Origin of the sequence: Pseudoalteromonas ostreae, from assembly GCF_018069805.1 — a bacterium.
Taxonomy (GTDB): domain Bacteria; phylum Pseudomonadota; class Gammaproteobacteria; order Enterobacterales; family Alteromonadaceae; genus Pseudoalteromonas; species Pseudoalteromonas ostreae.
Genome location: NZ_JAGPYN010000007.1, coordinates 91,524 through 112,621 on the forward strand (window position 1 = coordinate 91,524; position 21,098 = coordinate 112,621).

Sequence of the window (21,098 nt, forward strand, 5' to 3'; positions counted from 1 at the left end):
AATGAAATGGATCAGTTATTAGCAATAGACATGGATTTTTGCGCTGACAATAGCGATTGCCGTGTGCATGATATGAGCGCTCAAAAGCAAAGTGGTTTGGCATGGGTTAAAGCCAATACTGACTTAATAAATGATTGGGTAAATCAAGATGGTTTAGCGTTACTAAGAGGGCTTAATATTGTTAGTACCCATCAATTTAGTACTATTTTAGAAACTATCTTTGGTGAGCCTCTAAAGCAGTATGTTTATCGTTCATCGCCACGCACTGCGTTGAAGAATAATATTTATACCACCACAGAATACCATGCAGATCAGGTGATTTTACAACACAACGAAAATGCGTATTCGAATAGTTGGCCTAAGAGAATGGGGTTTTTCTGTGTGGTGCCAGCGACGACTGGGGGCAATACTCCCTTGGCCGATAGTCGAGCGGTGTATAGCCACATACCCGTGCGGATCAGAGAAAAGTTTGAGCGGTTAGGTGTCATGTATGTGCGAAACTACGGCGATATTGATTTACCTTGGCAAGAAGTGTTTCAAACACAGAATGAAAGTGAAGTTGAACAGTATTGTCATGCAAACGATATACAATTCGAATGGATCGGTGGTAATAAATTGCAAACACGCCAATGCCGCCCAGCGGTTGTCACTCACTCCTCAAGTGGTGAAAAAGTCTGGTTTAATCAAGCCCATCTTTTTCATTGTTCGAGTATGGACAGTGCCGTGGTGCAATCAATGCGAAGTAGTATCGGTGAAGCACATCTGCCCCGTAATGCGTATTACGGTGACGGCACACACATTGACCCACAAGACATCGCAGCAATCAATGATGTGTATCGTGGGCTTACATTCTCTTATCAATGGCAGCGTAATGATATTTTGTTGCTTGATAACATGCTGTACACCCATGGACGAGAAGCATATACCGGCCCACGAAAAGTACTGGTGGGCATGGCTTAGCAGGTTGTTATTATGAGAAGTTTACTAAGACTATTTTCACTTTGTTAGCAGTGATGATTTTGGCAAAGAGATGTGGCTATTTACAGGAGAAAAATAATGAAATGGCTTATGCATGTAAAGTTTAAAATCATGGTTGTCTGCTTATTAAGTTTGATTTTAGCGTCTTGTTTGCAAAAAAAGAGTGTGGCAAAAAATGTCACTATCACAGCGGCTCAGATAGAAATGATTGCTACAACAGTGCAAGAATATTGTGACACTTTAGTTTTTTTTGGCACTGTGTATGTTACTTCTGCTGATGCGGTTGTATACGAGGCAAATTGTGGGCCGCAAAATATGCAATATGATATTGCAAATACTACCGAGTCAAAATACCGAATTGGCTCCAACACTAAAGCATTTGCGGCAACCATATTAATGAAAATGCTCAAAGGAAAAGATTTAAGAACGCAGACTATAGGTGACTATTTACCTTGGTTTCCTAAAAATCAATGTGCGGATGTGTCATTGCACAATTTATTGACTATGTCTTCAGGCATTAATAATTACAGTGATAATGAAGATGTTTATGATAACTATGGTTGGCGGCCGTTTCTTTATGATCAAACGCTAAATTTAAATGGGCCTGAAGATTTCAGTAATCGTTTTTGTACTTGTACAGAACAAGATGAAAAACCGACATTTACTCCAGGCTCTAAGTATCAATATAGTAATTGTAATTATTATTTAGTTGGCAATATTATTGAGCAAATAGCTGCGGGTAGCCAAGGTGATATTGACCGTAACTTTTGGTTCGAAAACCTCCTTAAAGAACAGATATTAGATCCCATTAATATGAACGATAGTGGTTCATTTAGCGCTATTGGCGTGTATAAAAATATGACCACAGGCTATATCTCAAATCAAAATCCATATTTACCACTAGCCAATGGCAGACCGCCATTAGTCGGCGGTCCTGCGCCATACGAGAATATTTTAAAGAATCCTTATAGCAATCCATTGGTACTTTATTCTGCTGGTGATATGTACTCAACAGTGACTGATATGCATAAGTGGGATCAAGCATTATACACAAGTAAAATTTTAGATGAGGCACAAAAATTAGTGGCATTTGCACCTTATTCTAATACTGGTAACAGCACGCAATGCGAATACTATGGCTATGGTTGGTTTGTTACATTTATTGACCCTTTACAGTTTGGCAAAGTTGCCGATTGTCCCTCTGATCCTGCTGATGCAAACCTGCGACAGTATGAAAAATTTTTACAGTACTCAGGTAGTTACCCTTATTCATGGGTGACAAGCTTTAATCGTTTAGTGGAACGGGATCAATCAGTGATGGTCTTTAGTAATTACGTTAAAACAGGATTCGAGTCGGACTGCATTGCAAGTGAGATCAGAAATATAATTTTTTACAGTGATAAACACCGAGAAGATAAGTGCCAAGCGATATTAATTGATGCGTAAAGTTGTGTCGATGAATTGGTGAATGCCAAAAGAATTGAATTGATTAGTCTCATGCATTGGCCGTGAGCTAAGTACTAATAAAGTTGGAACCAAACCTGAACAAGGAGTGGTTGTAGTCCAATTACTATTTGCATGTTTATGCAAAGTATTACTTTTTTTTCATATTCATGAAAAGAAAAGTGAAAAAGGGCAAGTTACTGACTAAAGTTTTACTAGGGCAGTAATTTGGTGGATTCAACAACTGTTAATTTAATTCATAGAGGAAAAAATATGACAGCGGCAAAAACAGCGAAGGACGAAAAGGCGAATACTGACACCGTTTCTGAGCAACCAGCAGATCTCGTTGAAGCAGAAAATCGAGTTGCTGTAGCGCAGATAATTGTCGATAAGTATAGCAAATGGTCATTTGGTAGCGGACTTATTCCAATTCCAGTGGTTGATTTGGTAGCTTTGACAGGTATTCAAATAAAAATGATTGATGAGATTGCTAAGGTTTATGGCCAATCCTATAGTGAGAATAAGCTGCGAGGCACTGTTAGTGCCGTAATAGGTGGCTCTTTTCCGCAGACATTAGGCGGGGCCGGCTTGAGTAGTTTCCTTAAAGCAATCCCTATCATTGGAACGCTCAGTTCCATTACATTTATGCCTGTGATCTCGGCGGCGTCTTCGCATGCAGTCGGTTCAACGTTTATTCGACACTTTGAAAATGGCGGTACATTGATAAACCTTAATTTAGCGAGTATTAAAGGTGATATCTCTGAGATCGCAGCGAAGTATCGTAAAGACAAAGGTGATGCAAGTGCTCAACAAAGCCAAGCTGCAGTGTAAGTAGAATGAGCTAACCCCTAAATAAACCAGCAGTTATTGCTGGTTTATTTATCAATTGATTACAGCTTAACTGAAAAGGAATTAATAATGCTCGTCATTTTATATTTAGGATTATGTTTATTGTGTGGTTATTGGGGGCGAAACACTTTTGCAGGCCCAGTAGGCTTTTTTTTGCTGTCGCTGATGCTGACACCTTTTGTCGGTTTATTAATATTAATTTTTGCGCACAAAAAAGATGCGACACATAGCCAAGATACATAACAACTAATACAGCGACATGGATAACAACGTTTAACGCTCAATTAGTTAAATAGCTTAGTTAAACCACTGATTTAAAAGCAGTGGTAATATTATTCAGCTGTACGCTAATGAGTGTTGATAAAGACCATCAAAAACAATAAAAGATCTTAAAATGGTATTATACGATTTAATTAGTCGAAACATCACAGTTAAAAAAAGAACGTTTGCTGCGCTAGGTTGTATTTCTGGATTAGCCAATGCCCTCGTTTTAGCGCTAATAAATAATGTTGCGGAAAATATTGCTGATATTCACCGCGAAAATCATATTCTTTATTATCTCGCTTTATTTTCGTTAACCATTGCTATTTATGGTCTTACCCAACATAGATTAATGACTAAAGCTGCAAAAATGGTTGAACAAGCCATAGATGGGTTACGTGTCGAGTTATTTGAATGTGTTCGTCATACTGAACTGGCGACCTTAGAGAAGATTGGTAAAGAGAAAATTTTTACTACGCTCAGCAAAGAATTACAGACTATTTCTCAGTCTGCGCAACTGTTTGTGATTATAGGTCAGTCAATTAGCTTAGTTTTTTTTACATCTATGTATATTGCATATCACTCCTTTGTAGCTTTCATTGTGTTGGCCGTATTGATTATGCTTGGAGGTAGTATTCATCGGCTTCGGGCAGACGAAATACAAAAGAATATGCAGCAGTCATTTGAGAGCGAAAACAAATTAATTCAACGCTTGTCTGACTTACTCGATGGTTTTAAAGAAGTAAAGCTAAGTGTTCCAAGAGCGGATGAGCTTGAATATGAGTTTGCAATGGACTCAGCACGCGCTAAACGCTCGAAGACGAAAACACAAACCTTGTTTGCCAGCGATTTTATTTTGTCGCAAATCAGTTTTTTTGCGGCAACTGGGGCTATGGTTTTTATTGTACCGGTGTTATCGCATGTCTACACCGATGTGGTTATTAAAGTTACCACAGCTTCGCTGTTTTTAATTGGCCCAATCACCAGTATTGTCGGCGGTATTCCTATTTTTACCGCTGCCAGTGAGGCTGGACAAAATGTGTTAGCGTTAGAAAAAGAGTTACAGTGTGAACAGGAAAAAACTCAACATACTAAATCGGCTCATGCTGAGATCGCAACATTTGAGCAGATACAACTAAGGGGAGCATATTATCAGCATAACCGTGCCCCTGGTGAACATGCCTTTGTAGTTGGTCCCATTGATTTTCAGCTGCAGCGAGGAAAAATTACTTTTATTACTGGGGGAAATGGGAGCGGAAAAACGACCTTTATTCGTATGCTCACAGGTTTATATGAGTTACAGGCTGGAAAAATACTCCTTGATGGTCAACAGCTCAATGAAACTTCGCTGCAAGGTTATCGTAGCTTGTTTACAGCGGTATTTTCTGACTTTCATTTATTTAAACAGCTGTATGGTATTCATGATACAAAACAACAAGAAATTGATCAATGGTTGGCGTTTTTAGAAATGAACACCAAAGTGAGTATCGTCGATGGTCAATTTAGCACTGTTGACTTATCGTCAGGGCAGCGAAAGCGCTTAGCATTATTGAGTACAATTTTAGAAAATCGACCTGTATATATTTTTGATGAATGGGCTGCCGATCAAGACCCTATTTTTAGGCGTAAATTCTACGAGCAAGTATTACCACGACTCAAAGCAAGAGGAAATACAGTGATTGCAATTACCCATGATGATACATACTTTCATTTAGCTGATGCCCATTTAAAAATGGTGGAAGGGCAGTTAACCGATAATAACGATATTGTAAGCAATGGGGTCTCATCATGAATATTGTCATTACTCCCGATTTAACTCTGTTGGTGCTTGCGGGTTTACTACTTGCATTAATAATCACTAATATCAGTATGCGTTTTATTAAACGTTATAAGCCTAAATTTCATAAACGTATTTTGTCATGGCGTTTTAGAGCTGGGATCACATTACTGGTTTTTATGTTTCTTGCTATGGTACTGGTGCCAGTGATGTTTATTAAAATTGATTCAGGCCAAGTCGGAGTTTTGTGGAAACGTTTAGGCGGTGGTACCTATTTGGAAAAACCGTTTGATGAAGGAACAGTGTTAGTTCTGCCTTGGGATACGCTCACGCTTTATTCAAGTCGGTTTCAAACTGCTGATGAAACAATTCATGCTATTACTTCCCAAGGCTTACAAATTTCGTTAGATGTGACTGTGCGTTATCGGCCAGTGGTTTCACAAATACCTTATCTACATAAGTTAGTTGGCACGGATTACCTAAAAGAAACCGTACTACCTGAGGTTAACTCTGCGGTGATCATGATTGTATCGCGTTATACGGCAGAGCAAGTGTACGGTAATATGCGTTTACAAGTGCAAAATGAGCTTCTAGATGAAGTTTTAAAGGAACTGCAATTGCAAGAGCAGACAATTTTACAGCAAGAAAAGAGCACGAATACAGGGCAAGTGCTAGTTAATTTGGATGATATGCTGATCAAGCGCGTTAATATACCAGAAAAGGTACATAATGCGATTATCGCGAAAGTGAATCAAAATTATTTGAACGAAGAATACGACATGCGTTTAGTTGTTGCTAGAAAAGAAGCACAGCGTAAGAAGACCGAAGCAGAAGGGATCCGAGATTTTCAGCAAACAGTCAGTGGCGGCATTTCTGAAACCTATTTACGCTGGCGAGGGATTGAAGCTACCGTAGAGTTGTCTAAATCTAACAATAGTAAAGTTGTAGTGATAGGTGGTGGTAAAGATGGTTTACCATTGATTTTGAACACGGAGGCCACGCAAGGCTCAGTCGCGACAACCCCTGAAATACCTAGTACCACAGCTGAAAAAACGCTAACGAACGATCCTGCTTTACCATTCGTGCAAACGCCTTCCAGCCCAGAAAAAACATTTTATCAGTAATAACAGCGTAATGGTATCGCATAACCTTACTCGTACTAAAGAATACCTATCTTTATAAATTAGGCCTTATTACTTGAATTAAAGCCCCATACTGTTAACTAAGTATGGGGTTTTGCGTTATTAGGCTATGGCTTATCCTGCCACAGGGGTATTGTCAGTGGAGATGCCTTTAAGGCTTTTGATCAGCATATAAATACAGGTGGTGAATAAACAACCGCCTAAATACAACATAATGCCGTTAGCTGAAGCAAATAGGTTGGCAGCAAGCAAAGGCCCAAAGACCGAGCCAAAGCTGTAACTCAATAACATAATTTCCGTTGCTGAGACTATTTTTTCGATTGGCAATGCGTCACAGGCTAAGGTGATGGCAATGGGGTAGAGTGCAAAACTTGCAGCCCCTAAAATAAAGTAACTGGCCATCAATACGTTGAAGTGTACAGCTTGCATAATACCAACTACACCCATCGCGCCAAATAAACAAAATAATGCCATTAATAAGCTTTTTGCCATTCGTGTTGATAAATAGCTCACCAACGGCTGTACTAACATACCGCCTAAAATAATCACCGCCATCAAGGTGCCAGTAAAAGCGGCCTGCTCACTTTGGGCAGCGATATATACTGGCATTAAACCGTATATTGGGCCAAGTACTAATCCTGATACCAAACAGCCTAAAATTGCTGGGCGACTGAGCTTTTTTAACTCAGTTAATTGTAGCTTTTGCGAGTGCTGACTTTGCGGTTGCCCTGATTTAATCAGCAGCGGTGCTAACATCGCTAAAAATAATAGAGCAATAACAAACAAATAGGGGAGTGGGCCACTGGTGCCAAGCGGATCGATAGCTAGTTGGCCAACGGCGCTGCCACCGTACAGGGATGTCATATACAGGCCTAATCGTTTAGCTCGTGCTTTGGCAGTGTCAGTCATTAGTAACCAAGATTCAACCACCACAAATACCCCAGCTACGGCGATACCAGCTACAAAGCGGGCTAAAAGCCACACGTTGGCATTAGGTAAAATAAGCTGTGCTGCAACACTGAAAATTAATAACCCCAGAAATGCCAGAAAAGCATGACGGTGGCCTACTCTTGCAACAATACGCTCAATAAAAAAAGCACCAATTAATAAGCCAAGATAAAAGACACTAGCTAACCAAGAGGCAAGTTCATTATCAAGCCCAAAGGCGCTCAATGATAAAGGAATTAGGCTCATTAAAAAGCCTGAGGCAATAGCAAAAAAAGACAAACCAATAACAGGCGCAAGTGGGTTATTTGGTTTATGACCGGCAGCGAGCTCAACCATTAAAGAATCCGATTTAAAGGGCATAAATAATTGCGTTGGAATGTTTTAATAGCTGGCAATTATTTTTGGTTGGTTAATTTTGCGGCGAATTTAATCCGATTTTGAACACAAGTAAAGTTATATTTGAATATTTACTCAACATTTTATTTAGAACGCTAAGTTAGGTAAATTAACCGGTTATTTACGTCATTTTGGTATCATTTTTTTAGCGAAATTGTTTAAAATTTGTAGTTTTTTTACTTATCCAAGTGATAACTTGTTATGCTGCACCCAAACAAAGTAAAGCGTTATTTTTCGCTGTTAAGGGTTTGAAGGAAGCTGTAATGAAAGTGATGAAGTACATGGGACTAACGTTCTTGACAGTCCTTGTTATTGGGCTGCTCATACCTGAAAAAATAGTGATCCCAGTCAAAGGTGCAACAGCAAATGATTGGCATCATAATACCTTTTGGTGCGGCCCTTGGGGTAAATCAGGTGTACACAAAGGGATAGATATTTTTGGCAAAAAACACACGGCAGTGGTTGCTTCGGTAAGTGGTGTGGTGCTGTATTCAGGTGAGCTAAAGCGCGGTGGTAAAGTGGTGGCATTACTTGGGCCTAAGTGGCGACTGCATTATTTTGCCCACTTAGAAAGTTATTCGGTAAGTGCAGGAGACTATGTTGCAGTCAGTGAGCTGATTGGTAGCTTAGGAGACACGGGGAATGCGGCAGGTAAACAACCTCACGTACATTACTCTATTTTATCGTTACTGCCGTACCCATGGTTAATGACCGCGCAAAGCCAAGGCTGGAAGAAAATGTTCTTTTTAAATCCAGATGAAAAACTACGCTAAAATAATTGCCGTTATTTTCTAACTAGTTTTTCTAAGTGGATTTTAACGAAAAAACAATTGACTCTATGAGCAAATTATCAGAGCTGTATTAAATTTTCAGCTCCATTTATTTGTGAGTGTTTATGCGAAATAATGATTACAGTTTTTCCGATAAGTAGGTTTTTTATTGCTTGTTCTATACTGTATTGGTTCTCTTTATCTAGGGCACTAGTAAATTCATCTAAAATTACTAGCTCTGGTTCTTGCAAAAATGCCCTCGCGATAGCAATACGCTGTTTTTGACCTCCTGATAGTAGGCCTCCTCGATCGCCTATCTTAGTATTATAACCTTGCGGTAACTGTGAAATAAAACTATGTGCATTTGCTTTTTTACAAGCCGCTATTACTTTTTCCATCTGTAACTTGGTGGGAGTTAAACCAACTTCAGGAATGAGGTTTTCTAGGACAGAAGACGAAAATAAAATAGGATCTTGTTCAACATAAGCAATAGAGTTTCTATAACTCTTTATATTCTGGCTAGTTAGGTATAGATTGCCGATGCGGATCTTTCCCTCAGTTGGTAAATAATAGCCTAATAATAGTTTTGCAAGCGTTGATTTTCCGTTTCCGGATGGACCAGAAATTATAGTTGTTTGCCCATGTTTAATATGTAGATTGAGTTTATCAAAAATGAGTTGAGTTGCATGGCCAGGGTAATGAAAACTGATATTTTCAAAGTAAATATCGCCAAACGCTACTTTTTTTAGGGGAAGTTGAGGCTCGATATCACTTTCACTTTTGAGAAGATCAAACAAATAACGGGTTGCTCCCAGAGAATGCATCCATTCGGCCCAAAAGCCTGCGAGCATATTTAAGCTAGTGAATGTCATACCTAAATATAAAACATAAGAGGCTAATTCGCCAATAGTTAAATTTTTTTGTTGGATTAAATGGCTGCCAATGATGAGCATTAAAATGAGGATACTAAAGATTAAAAAGTTAAAAAATCCTTGAAATATAGCAATCGCTGATGCTGTTTTTTTTGCACACAATGCATAATGTGAATTAGTTTTACTATATCTTTTTTGGCTAGATCCAAACCAATTATAAAGCTTAATCAGTGTATGACAATTTAAGTTATCAAATGCAATCTTATTTGTTTTGGCTAATGCATTTTGTTCAGACTCTGATAGAGCCTCTACTTTTTTGCTAAGCATTTTAGTTGCCAAAATAAAAATAGGAATACAAAATAATAAAATAAGAGACAACATTGTTGACAAGGTAAACATCATGATAATGCAACCTATGGCAACTACTGCAGAACGTAGAGCTAAAGCCGCGCTTGTTGTTAGCACATCTTTAAGTGTTTGAGTATCAGATTGAATCCTGCCTGCGAGTTCAGCGATATTATTTTTATCATAATAACTAGCTGTTTTTATCAACAGTGTTTTATGTAATTTCAGCCTAAGTCTGGTTATTACTTTAATACCTAACTTTTCAAATAAATAAAAACGAACAGCACTGATTATAGAAAATATAATTATCGCTATTAACACTAAGATGTGAAATATATCAAATAATGACGGCGGGGCGTTGCCATCTACATAATAATTTACTATTTTCGGTAACATTAGCTGGGCTGCAGCTGTGATCAACATAAAAGTTAATGCAATACATACATCATATTTGAAAGGAAAAAGTAAGCCTAATCGTTGCTTGTGTTCTGAATATTTCAACTTTCATTTCCTAGTATTTGTTGTTCAAAATAATGCCAACTTTCATCATCAACCATTCCTTGACCTTCAATTTCACTTTTTTCGTTTACAAATAGATATGCAGGTGAGATTTCCAGCGGGTTAATGGTTCTATAATCATCGAAACTTAGTTGCCAAATATCTTTAATGAGTGAGGACCTATTAAAAAATCTCTCGATATCGCTCATTTGATTGTGAATGATTATTTTTACTGCAACACCTTGTTTATGTGCACTAGAAGTCATTTTTTCAATTTTTTCAATCTTACTTTTACATTTAGGGCAGTTTGTAGCTAGGAATATGAGCGCACTTGGGGTATGTATTTTAGTTTCAATTGATGAATGATCTAAAAGTGAAATGGCGGAAATAGCTGGAAAAGTACTGAGATTAAACGTAGGCGCACTGAGTTGGTTTTTTGCATCCATTAATTTTTTTATGATAATGATGTTTAAAATGAGGCTTAATAAAGTGAAAAAAGCTAAGGCAGTAATAATTACTTGCCAAATCGTGTTAATATACATCTAATTATTTCGCCAAAATAAATGAGTGAATAGGTTTAATGTTTATAAGTATCGCTAATGTGGCTATTGCAAGGAACGTTAAGCTAGCAGTATATAGTTCGAATTTAAATTCTGTATTCCATATAGATAAAACCAAACTCGAAATCAGTAAAATAATATTTCTTATTAAATCTTGCCAACCTATATTTTTTTGTTCTCCAAAACATAAACACTGAATTTTTTTTCCTGAAAATAATGCATGAGCCGGAATGTAAACAAATATAAACATTACTAGGTTTAAAATAATATAAATAAAAGGTGATTTCTCTGCTGCAAGTAGTATTGGTAAAATAGTTAATTCAGTAAGAATAATTATTAAAGAAACTATTTTAGATAACTTACTAGAAACTTTGAAAGTCAGTTCTAATGAAGCTGTAAACTCCTTAAAAACAGTTAGCTTTTTTATTCCTGCATAGATAAAAGTTACTATTAATAGCATTGCACAGAATGTACTGACCAAAAACATAGAGACTCCCTTAGTTATTAATTTGCCATTTGGGGTTTAACCCGGAAGTATCTTTCCAACGACTAGCAAGACGATGTGAACTTACTATTATCGTGTCACACCATGGGGAGTCTAAGTCTGCTCGGTTTCCACCACCAATAAAATCTATAAAGGCCTCTATTATTGGCCACGTAATAGCGTTGATTTGATTGTTATTGATACATGGCAGTGTTAATTCTTCAAGTTGTTGGCCAGTTACAGCATAATCGTGACTATGAAAGCTAAACATTAATGCTTCTATGATATTATTTTGTGAGTTTTTTTTATGCTTACCTGCGCGCTGTAACAGTTCGTGAGCTATTTCTTTAACTTCAAGCACTGTCCGATAAAATGCGGTTAAAGTCGGTGGGAAAATATGCTCGCAGAGCATGCCGAGCATGTTACTCTGAGGAGATATCTCTGTTTCAAACCACTCCTTTGACATTTTGCTGAATAATTTTATATCTGCACCGGATAGAGCAGCGCAGTTATCTTCTTGACCACCATGCAAATGTGGATCAATCGCTGAAAAAATAGATAATGGAGAGTAATAAATTGTATTCGCAGCTAAAGCAAGCAATGTTCCTGATGACTGACAATAATAAGGTGCAATAATATTGAAATGATCACAGTAATCACTTATTAGTAGTGCTACTCTTCTTGCTGCATTTATATCACCACCTCGAGTATAAATTACAATATTAATAGTGTTTTGATAACCAATGTTATTTAAATGATTATAAAGCTCGCTTAGCATGGCCATATCAATGTGTGAAGCTGCAATAACTATGATTGGGTGATCGTCTAGTTCTTTTTGTAGTTTATTTATAGTAGGAGTCGATATTTTATTAATGTTTTCATTAAATATAGACTTATTCATATGCATGCTCTCAATAAAGTATTAGTTAATGACTCGATTATTTTTAATTCAGGCACGTTCTCTTCAATATAGTGGAATTGACCACATGGGTTGTTCTCTAAAAAAACATATTCGCCTTTTGGGGTCACAATAAAATCGAGTGCAGAATAGTTCAAGCTATAACTTTTTATTAACTTTAAGCATGCAGCCTCTATTTTTTTTGGTAATTCATAAATAGACATTGGAACGCGAACATTTAAATTTCTACAGTCAATTTTTGTTTCTGGATGAGCTTGAGAGTCGATTTTTGCAGTGAATACTTCATTACCAATAATCGTAACTCGTAGTTCGTACGCTTTCTCAATATAAGCTTGAAATTGATTTGGGATTAAACGTAATGATTCAGCATTTTCTAACATGTCGCTGTCAACTAATGTGGTAGCTACTCCTAAACTTTGATCTGCATCGTTGTAAATTATGGGATCAGACATAACTTTAAAAACTATTTTTGAATGTCTCATATAGAAAGCCCTTATTTCACAAGGATTATTACTAATTAATGTATCAGGTATATTAAAACCGAACTCTGTTGCTCTTTTTAATTGTTCGCCTTTCCACATTGCTGCGCGCAAAAATTTAGGATGACTCATCCAAAAGCAATCAAGAGTGTATAAAGCACTAAACAAAGCATGTTCAGTTTCATTATTTGCAAATGTATTAGTGGATTCTTCCATATCATTTGATAAATATGAAAAATTTGCTGATTTTCTTAACCAAACAGCGCCAATTTCACTTAATTTTATTGTTTGTTTTGTTAGCGTATTTTCTAAGGTTGCGGATGCAGAGTTATTGTTGATTGATTGACTAAGGCTGTAATTTTTGGGAAATTCATCTAATGTTAAAAAAAAATAATTGGCTTTTTTTTGTTTAAGAAGATGTAAGGCTTTCTCTACATGGTAATCCTCACAATGGCTTATGATAAGTACAGTTTTCATTTTCTCTCCATGTGAATGATTATATACCCAATGCATTCAAAATTATTAATAATTACAAGTGCATACTTTCCATTACTAGGTCGTAAATAGTGAATAGTATTTAGCTTTTACAGAGATTAATTATAAAGAGACAATTAACTACAAATATCTAATTGTCAGCCTTTTGGTACTAATATATTAACACCAAATACCATTATCACGAGCCCAGCGAGTATCAGCTCGAGCCCAAGGACCTGAACAACCTGCAGTAGCTGCTTTGTCTGTCGCTTTCCATTTCTTATCTTGTTTCACTGTATTTTTATTTGCAGCTGCAAAAGCGAAAGGTTTAGTCTTTTTCATAATAATTTCCTTTTGTTTGTATGTTATGACCTTGTGGTCAAATACTACACTACATGTGTTTCTGTTATGGGTCAATATGTAATTTAAGTGTTTTTTTTTGTGAATTTAATTGGGTTTTTAGAGCTGTTACTATATTACGGTAAACAGTGCTAATTACCCTTTTACGAATGAATAGTTTCATAAATATGTCGTATTACTTAAGTGAATTTAATTTATCGGACTTATTGGCTTGATTCCCTTAAAATACCGGTAATTCACTCTTTTGATTTAGGAATTCAGCAGTAATGAATTCTATTGCAGTTAGCCTGTTTGGCAGGATGTTTTCTAATAAAGCCATGTTGGCGTTTGATCACCATATGTTGACTATTCTCCAAGGTAACTCAACGAGACAAATAAGTTGGAGTGATTTAGAGGCACCGCCGTCGTTTGCTTTCGGCTTGTTTGGTCAAGCGATTTCTTTTGTTACGGCACAACAAAATCATACATTTTCGCTGCTGGCATATGGTGCTCACCGTAAATTTCAAGCTGAATTTGAACGCTATTGGGTGAACGCTAATGAAGCTAAGCTTGACACTTTTCTTAATAAAATAACAAAACTGGTCAAGCAGCGATATTTACGCCAGTCTTATGTTAGTCATATTCAGCGGTTGGCACAGCAAGAGCATGAACGTTGGTTGCCGTGGATAAAAAACAGCCCCGCATTTGTTTTAGTGGATAAAAAAATAAACGTATTAGAGCAATATGCAAACTGGGATGCTGCACTTACCCAGTATCTACAACAAAAATACGTTACTAAGCAACTTAACCTACACCACGCTTTTTTTGACCGTGTTGAAGCAAATCCATTAACACTAAGTCAAAGACGTGCTTGTGTGATTGATGACGATAATAACTTGTTATTGGCTGGCGCAGGCACAGGTAAAACCAGTGTTATGATTGGCAGGGCTGGGTTTTTAGTGCAAAGCCAGCAGGCAAGTTACAGTGATATTTTATTGCTGGCCTATGGTCGCAAAGCTGCTGATGAAATGGATCAACGGATCGAAAATAAGCTCGCCACCGATAAAATAAAAGCCGCTACTTTTCATAGTGTTGGACTGGCGATTATCTCACAAGTTGAACGTGCTAAACCGACTATGAGTGTATTTGCAGAAGACGAAAAAGCGAAAGCAAAATGGGTGCAGCAGTGCTTTGAATCATTGATTGAAAACAGTGCCGAGTATCGTCATCTGGTTTTAGATTATTTTAGTAAATACTATTATGTTGAAAAAAATGAATTTGATTTTAAAACATTGGGTGATTATTACAGCTACTTAAATGATAACGATATCCGTAGCCTAAAAGGCGACAAGGTAAAAAGCTTTGGTGAGTTATATATAGCTAATTGGCTGTTTTATCATGGCATAGATTATCAATACGAAGCGCCTTATAAAGTTGACGTAAAAACCATTGAACGCAGACAGTACAAGCCTGATTTTTATTTACCTGAGTACGATATTTACATTGAGTATTACGGCATCGATGACGCTGGCAATACTGCGCCTTACATTGATAAAGCGCAATACCATAGCGAAATTGATTGGAAAAATACCACTCATGCCAGTAATAACACTCACTGTATAGCTTTGACTTATGGGCAACATAAACAAGGTAAGCTGTTAAACGAACTTGAACAAGCGCTTTTAAGTGCGAGCGTGAAAACACAGATATTGCCCTTAGAATCACTGCTCGAAAGCTTAAAAGAAACTGGCAGGATCACCGTATTAGCTGCGTTATTTAGTCAATTGCTGAGTTTATATAAGGCGGCTTATTTAACTGATGCTGATGAAGTTGATGTCATTAAACGCTCCCTTGACGCCAAACAAACAACCCAAGCGTTGGCGCTATTAAAACCAATTTTATCTAACTACAACGCTCACTTGCAGCAGCGCGGTGAAATAGACTTTGATGATATGATTATCAAGGCAATCGAGTATGTTGAGTCGGGCAAGTTTAAATCGCCTTGGCGTTATATTATGGTTGATGAATTTCAAGATATATCACAGCCAAGAGCACGATTGGTTAAAGCACTTCGCGATAGCAACAAAGGTAGTTCAGTATTTGCAGTGGGTGACGATTGGCAAGCAATTTACCGATTCAGCGGCGCTGATATTAAGTTGACCACTGAGTTTGCAACGTATTTTGGCTTTACTACGCAAACGGCGCTGGATCTTACGTTTCGTTTCAATAATAAAATTGGTGAAGTTGCCTCAGCATTTATTAGTAAAAACCCCGCGCAGCTTGATAAAACGATTACTTCTTTAACTCAGGTTTCACATCCAAGTGTGTCGTTATTAAGGCGCAGTAGTAATGCATCTATTGGTTATAAAAATAGTTATTACAGTGACATTCCTGAACTATTAAATGGTGCGATTGATGACATACTCTGCACAATACACAGCAAGGCATGTAAACCCACAACCGTGTATTTTTTAGCGCGATTTTGGTTTCAGCTACCAACAAATACGGATATTAAAACCATGAGTGTTAAATACCCGTTGTTAAAAATTCAGTCGCAGTCTTTTCACGCCTCAAAAGGTAAAGAAGCCGATCATGTTATTATTATCGGATTACAAAAGGGTAAACATGGTTTTCCATCTGAAAAAGTTGCGCCCGCAATTATCGAAGCTTTATTACCAGCGCCAGAAAACTTCGCTTACGCACAAGAGCGACGGTTATTTTACGTTGCACTAACGCGCGCAAAACACCGCGCCTACATCATTGCTGATATGACCAATAGCAGTTGTTTTGTCTCGGAGTTAATTGCTGAACATGACATAGAACTGGATGAATTTACTAGTGATGTTGATCAATTACATATCGCAGATATAAACTGTATGCGCTGTGATAGCGGGGTATTAAAAAAACACAGTGGTCGTTTTGGGCCATTCTACGGCTGTTCGTTATTTCCGCGTTGTGAGCATAAAGAAAAATCGTGCGAGCAGTGCCAAAGCCCAATGACTCGCAGTCGCTATACAGGGTTTAAATTATGTATAAATACAGCCTGTAACCATCTAGTGCCAACGTGTGATAAATGCGGTGCTGAAATGGTATTACGCAATAGCGCAAAAGGGCAGTTTTGGGGATGCAAAAATTATAAAGGTAATGATCCACTTAGCTGTAAAAATGGCAAAGACAGTAAGTCAATTCAATGGCCCGAGCTTGCTTAACCTATAGATAGATAAGGGCTAAATAGCCCTTATCTGTTGTTTAATTTATTGCATCGCAACAGCAAGTTGATGATACAAACCGATACCGATAAGTACGTTAAATGGGAAGGTGATGCCTAGTGAACTGAGCATAGCCAAACCTATATCGGCTTTGGGGATCGCGGCTTTTATAGCGGCAGGTGCTGCAATATAAGATGCACTGGCCACTAAACTCCCCAAGATAACGATTGAGCCTAACTCAAGCGCTAATAAGGTGCCGACACTGACCCCAATCGCGCCTAATATTAATGGACTGATTATAGCAAATAGTGTCAGTTTCCAGTGATGCCAAGGTATAGGGCGTAATGTTTGCGCTGCCGTTAAACCCATTTCGAGTAAAAATAATGCAAGCACGACTTTAAAACTATTGGTTAATAATCCAGTTACTTGGCTGCCTTGCTGTGTGCCATACATCATACCAATAACAACACCGCCTACGAGGAGAATAACACTCTTATTCGTTAAGGTTTCATGCCAGAGTGCTTTAAGCGATAAGGTATTACCGGCACTATGTTGTTTATCAAGTCGTCGATAAAGTAACAGCCCGACGATAATCGCGGGAAGCTCTAGCATCACTAAATACAGGGTTACTTCAGCACCTACTGCTAGCTGCGCCGATTCAGCATAAGCGAGGGCGACTGCAAATGTCCCCGCGCTTACGGAGCCATAATGGGCGGCGATACTTGCGCTGTTCGCTACCGAAAGTTTTATGACATATTTTAAAATAGGGTAGAGCATTAAAGGTATAAATGCGCCAAGCAGCATCACCGAGCCCATTTCTGGCAATAATTGCCAACTAAGATTGCCGTGTAATACCATGCCGCCTTTTAAGCCTATGGTCAGCATCAGCAGCAAACTTAAGGTCTCGTAAGTTGCCTTTGGAATAACGAGATCAGAGCGTAAAATCCCCGCGACTAAACCCAAAACAAAAAACATTACAACAATATCTGGCACACCTTTCTCCTATTAATTTAAAGTCGCGCTATTGTAGATAAAATCATGCATTGTAAATAATAAAATGATTGATAGTTAGTTATAGGTTATTATCTATGGGCTGATTAATACCTGAGGGGATGTGATAGCGATGGATTTAAGACATATTTCTTTTCGGCTGCTTGAAGTGTTTATGAGTGTAGTAAAAACCGGCTCGATCAGTGAAACCGCACGGCGTTTACACTTAACTCAGCCAACGGTGTCGCTGCAAATTAAACGTTTACAAGAGGCTGTAGATGAGCCGCTGGTGATTATGCAGCAACAAAAACTGCATGTCACAGAAGCCGGGCATGAGTTATTTAGGACTTGCCAACGAGTGTTTGGCCACTTTGATGATTACAACGATTTTTTAGCTGAACTCAAAGGGGGCGAGCGCGGGCGATGTAAAATCGCCATGGTGAATACCGCACAATATATTTTGCCAAAATTACTCGGGCCCTATAGTAATTTGCACCCGCATGTTGAGTTGCCTCTTGAGATTGGCAATAGAGCAGAGGTGTTAGCGCGCTTTGAACGCGGTGAAGATGATATTTATGTATTTAGTCACCCACCATCTCTAGAGCACGCAAAAGCTGCGCGTTTTTTACAAAACCCGCTTGAGTTTATTGTGCCTACTGATCATCCATTAGCTAATCAACAACACGTAGAACTTTCTGAGCTAGTGAAATACCGCTTCTTATTAAGGGAGCCTGGCTCTGCAACCCGGATGTTATTTGAGAGCGAACTGCAAAGACGCGGTTTAGTACTGAGTAACAGCGTGCAAATGGCAAGTAACGAGGCTATTCGCGTTGCAGTATCATCAGGAATGGGAATTGGTGTGCTGTCTCGCCATGTGTTGCCAATTGGAGATCATGGCTTCAAAGTATTAACTGTAAGTGATGCAAGCTTAGCAAGTCATTGGTACTTTGTGATCCGCACTGATCGGCATATTGCTCATGCTGCGCGTAGTTTTTTACAATTTGCAGAGTACAACTTAGAGCGCTATTTAGATGCTCATTGGGTGCGCAATGAGCTCTACGTACTTAACCTAAGTTAGTATTGTTATTACCTACAAGTTATTTAACCGTGACGTTGAGTCGACAGTTCGGTTATATAACACTGTTCGCAATAGTGTCGTTTTGCTGATCACAAATAACCACTTGATCACGGCCTTTTGCTTTAGCAATATATAAGCGTTTATCTGCTTGATCTAACAATGTTTTAATTGATACATTGGCATCATAACTACTGCTAATTCCTACGCTTACTGATAAATCAATAGTGTTTCCTTTAAACCGCAAGCTATGCCCTCTAATTGCATCACAGAGGGTTTGTGCAGTTACTTGAGCTTGATTAAGTGATTGATCTGGGAGTAGTAAAGCAAACTCTTCACCACCAATTCGCGCAGCAATATCGTTATCATTTAGTTGTGCCATGATATGTTGCGCGATCCATTTAATAGCGGTATCGCCTGTGCTGTGACCATATTTATCATTAACATTTTTGAAGTAGTCAATATCGATCATAACTACCGAAAATGATTGCTGGTATGCAACGCCTTGTTTGAGGAGTTTTTCACCTTGCATAAAAAAACCGCGCCGATTTAAGAGACGGGTGAGCACATCGTGATTGACTAGTCGCTGAAGATTTTCTTCAATATTTACAAATAATAAAAACGGCAATACCAATGCTGTAGCAGTCGCTAGAATAATATGGCTTACTAAAATTACTTGTAACCAAAGACTATAATCAGTTACAGAATTACTAACCAAAGGAGCCGCTAACATAAATACTTGTATGTACATGATGAGACAATGGCAAATAAAACAACCGAATAAGATTTTTTGTTGCATTGGTGCTACGCATTTCATCTTATGAACTAAGTATGCGCCGTAAATAAAGAGAGTAGCAATAACGAGGCTTGTCACTAATTGGCCTGCTGTAATCGCATAGATTGGTAGTAACACAATTGCACTGGCAATCACTAAGCTTAAAAAGTGCCGATTAGTATTTTTAGTAAGACTTGTTATTTTCTGTAAACCAATAAGAGCGAGTATAGGACTAATTATGATGCACATATCAGCCAGATAGTGCGTAATAAACGGGCTATCAAGGACTATCCGCAGGCATGCTAAAATTTGCGCGGCCACAAATACCATACACGACCCGCCTAAGTATAAATAGCTAGGTTGTTTTTTATGCTTATAAACGGTAAAAAAAAAGCCACCGATCAGGACATTCAAAAGTAACGATATGCTCATCACAGTAGGTAAATGTAGCATTATGGATCTGCCTTATTTGCTCGAGCTGCTTTAGTTACTATTGTTGTAATTATTATGTATTAGTATTTAAATAGCAAGGTAGTATTAAATTACTGTGTTTATTGTAATAGGTTTGTAAGTGCACTGTCTAATTTTTTATAACGAAAGCAATAATTGCTATCAAGTGCTTTAGTTGGTTGTACATATTGTCCGTAAAGCAGCAAATCTGCCATTTCACCCATTACTAATTTTAGTACCCATGCAGGCATAGTTATTTTTGCTGGTCGATTTAATACTTTACCTAAACGTTGACTAAATTCGCTATTTGATACAGGTGTTGGAGCTGTCATATTAATTGCGCCACGAAGGTGCATATTATTGATGATATGCACAATTAAGTTAATCATATCCTCGATATGTATCCATGACATGCCTTGTTGACCTTCAGCAATAGGGCCTCCTAGTGCTAATTTAAATGGCGGTAACATTTTGGCTAATACACCACCATTGTTAGCTAAAACGATACCAGTACGTAATAAACATACTCGCGTATTGACAGATTCTGCTTGCAGGGCGGCTTGTTCCCAATCATGGCATAGTTGATGACTAAATTCAGGGGTCACATCAACAAAGCTTTCGTCAATTACGCTGGTGGATTGGCGACCGTAAAATCCGACCGCACTGCCTGATATAAATGTATGCGGCGGTGTATCGCATTGGTAAATTGCAGCGCTAATTTGTTGAGTGAGCATAATACGGCTGTCTCGCAGTCTCTGTTTTTGTTCGTCACTCCAGCGTTTATTTACGATGGGTTCACCAGCTAAATTGATAATGCAATCTAGATTGTTAAAATCAACTTCTGTAAGTGAGTCGATAGCATGAATGTTCTCACCTAACTGCTTTGTCGCATTTGCAGGATTGCGGGTGAGCACCGTCAATTGATGTTCTTTGGTCAGCTCAGGGCACAAATGACGACCGATCAGGCCTGTTGCGCCGGTTATTAAGATATGCATAGTAGTATAAAACTCTTTTAATAATTATTTATTGGTTATACGTAGGGTAGGCTGCTTTGATCACTTTGCA

The 21,098-nt window shown here is 38.1% G+C and carries 19 protein-coding genes; 9 read left to right on the forward strand and 10 right to left on the reverse strand.

The features are described 5' to 3' along the window. Positions 1–6: 6 nt before the first annotated feature. From J7338_RS07345 to J7338_RS07370, 6 genes are all read left to right on the forward strand, one after another. On the forward strand, positions 7–960 hold the full coding sequence (locus J7338_RS07345; RefSeq protein WP_210796442.1) for a TauD/TfdA family dioxygenase: 954 nt from the start codon (positions 7–9) through the stop codon (positions 958–960). A 96-nt stretch (positions 961–1,056) separates the two neighbouring features. After that, positions 1,057–2,424, forward strand: coding sequence for a serine hydrolase domain-containing protein (locus J7338_RS07350; protein WP_210796443.1), 1,368 nt, complete (start codon positions 1,057–1,059; stop codon positions 2,422–2,424). A gap of 270 nt (positions 2,425–2,694) precedes the next feature. After that, positions 2,695–3,252, forward strand: coding sequence for a YcjF family protein (locus J7338_RS07355; RefSeq protein WP_210796444.1), 558 nt, complete (start codon positions 2,695–2,697; stop codon positions 3,250–3,252). An 87-nt stretch (positions 3,253–3,339) separates the two neighbouring features. Next, positions 3,340–3,513, forward strand: a complete 174-nt coding sequence (locus tag J7338_RS07360; protein WP_210796445.1) for a hypothetical protein — start codon at positions 3,340–3,342, stop codon at positions 3,511–3,513. Between the two features lie 151 nt (positions 3,514–3,664). Then, positions 3,665–5,323 carry a cyclic peptide export ABC transporter gene (locus J7338_RS07365; protein WP_210796446.1) on the forward strand — a complete coding sequence of 553 codons (1,659 nt, stop codon included), beginning with the start codon at positions 3,665–3,667 and terminating at the stop codon, positions 5,321–5,323. After that, positions 5,320–6,432 carry a prohibitin family protein gene (locus J7338_RS07370; protein WP_210796447.1) on the forward strand — a complete coding sequence of 371 codons (1,113 nt, stop codon included), beginning with the start codon at positions 5,320–5,322 and terminating at the stop codon, positions 6,430–6,432. Before J7338_RS07365 ends, J7338_RS07370 begins: the two co-directional genes overlap by 4 nt. 132 nt (positions 6,433–6,564) lie before the next feature. Here J7338_RS07370 and J7338_RS07375 read toward each other — a convergent pair whose 3' ends face one another. Further along, a complete protein-coding gene (locus J7338_RS07375) occupies positions 6,565–7,734 on the reverse strand; it encodes an MFS transporter (protein ID WP_149980981.1) in 1,170 nt (389 codons plus the stop codon). A gap of 323 nt (positions 7,735–8,057) precedes the next feature. On the opposite strand from J7338_RS07375, the gene J7338_RS07380 reads away from it, so the two are divergent. Beyond that, a complete protein-coding gene (locus J7338_RS07380; protein ID WP_210796448.1) occupies positions 8,058–8,567 on the forward strand; it encodes a M23 family metallopeptidase in 510 nt (169 codons plus the stop codon). 77 nt (positions 8,568–8,644) lie between these two features. Here the strand turns inward: J7338_RS07380 and J7338_RS07385 are convergent, their stop codons facing one another. The 6 genes from J7338_RS07385 to J7338_RS07410 all read right to left on the reverse strand — a co-directional run bounded on the left by J7338_RS07385 (position 8,645) and on the right by J7338_RS07410 (position 13,537). After that, entirely contained in the window at positions 8,645–10,282 is a 1,638-nt protein-coding gene (locus tag J7338_RS07385) for an ABC transporter ATP-binding protein (RefSeq protein ID WP_210796449.1), read from the reverse strand. Continuing rightward, positions 10,279–10,821: a redoxin domain-containing protein gene (locus J7338_RS07390; protein ID WP_210796450.1), complete on the reverse strand. Its 543-nt coding sequence runs from the start codon at positions 10,819–10,821 to the stop codon at positions 10,279–10,281. The genes J7338_RS07385 and J7338_RS07390 overlap by 4 nt, the downstream gene beginning before the upstream one ends. Before the next feature lie 4 nt (positions 10,822–10,825). Further along, positions 10,826–11,326, reverse strand: coding sequence for a MauE/DoxX family redox-associated membrane protein (locus J7338_RS07395; protein WP_210796451.1), 501 nt, complete (start codon positions 11,324–11,326; stop codon positions 10,826–10,828). Positions 11,327–11,336: 10 nt separating this feature from the next. Further along, positions 11,337–12,224 (reverse strand): SDH family Clp fold serine proteinase, encoded by an 888-nt coding sequence (locus tag J7338_RS07400; protein WP_210796452.1) that lies wholly within the window; start codon positions 12,222–12,224, stop codon positions 11,337–11,339. Then, positions 12,221–13,198: an MvdC/MvdD family ATP grasp protein gene (locus J7338_RS07405; protein WP_210796453.1), complete on the reverse strand. Its 978-nt coding sequence runs from the start codon at positions 13,196–13,198 to the stop codon at positions 12,221–12,223. Before J7338_RS07405 ends, J7338_RS07400 begins: the two co-directional genes overlap by 4 nt. Positions 13,199–13,375: 177 nt before the next feature. Then, positions 13,376–13,537, reverse strand: coding sequence for a hypothetical protein (locus J7338_RS07410; RefSeq protein WP_210796454.1), 162 nt, complete (start codon positions 13,535–13,537; stop codon positions 13,376–13,378). A 284-nt stretch (positions 13,538–13,821) separates the two neighbouring features. Here J7338_RS07410 and J7338_RS07415 point away from each other — a divergent pair, with 284 nt between their 5' ends. After that, positions 13,822–16,743 carry a UvrD-helicase domain-containing protein gene (locus tag J7338_RS07415; protein WP_210796455.1) on the forward strand — a complete coding sequence of 974 codons (2,922 nt, stop codon included), beginning with the start codon at positions 13,822–13,824 and terminating at the stop codon, positions 16,741–16,743. 45 nt (positions 16,744–16,788) lie between these two features. On the opposite strand, the gene J7338_RS07420 is transcribed toward J7338_RS07415, so the two are convergent. After that, positions 16,789–17,736, reverse strand: coding sequence for a sodium-dependent bicarbonate transport family permease (locus J7338_RS07420; protein ID WP_210796456.1), 948 nt, complete (start codon positions 17,734–17,736; stop codon positions 16,789–16,791). Between the two features lie 130 nt (positions 17,737–17,866). Here J7338_RS07420 and J7338_RS07425 point away from each other — a divergent pair, with 130 nt between their 5' ends. Beyond that, positions 17,867–18,811, forward strand: coding sequence for a LysR family transcriptional regulator (locus J7338_RS07425; RefSeq protein WP_210796457.1), 945 nt, complete (start codon positions 17,867–17,869; stop codon positions 18,809–18,811). Between the two features lie 52 nt (positions 18,812–18,863). Here J7338_RS07425 and J7338_RS07430 read toward each other — a convergent pair whose 3' ends face one another. Together J7338_RS07430 and J7338_RS07435 are read right to left on the reverse strand one after the other, a co-directional pair. Further along, positions 18,864–20,036 (reverse strand): GGDEF domain-containing protein, encoded by a 1,173-nt coding sequence (locus J7338_RS07430; RefSeq protein WP_210796458.1) that lies wholly within the window; start codon positions 20,034–20,036, stop codon positions 18,864–18,866. A gap of 98 nt (positions 20,037–20,134) precedes the next feature. Continuing rightward, positions 20,135–21,028: a TIGR01777 family oxidoreductase gene (locus J7338_RS07435; RefSeq protein ID WP_210796459.1), complete on the reverse strand. Its 894-nt coding sequence runs from the start codon at positions 21,026–21,028 to the stop codon at positions 20,135–20,137. Positions 21,029–21,098 lie beyond the last annotated feature (70 nt).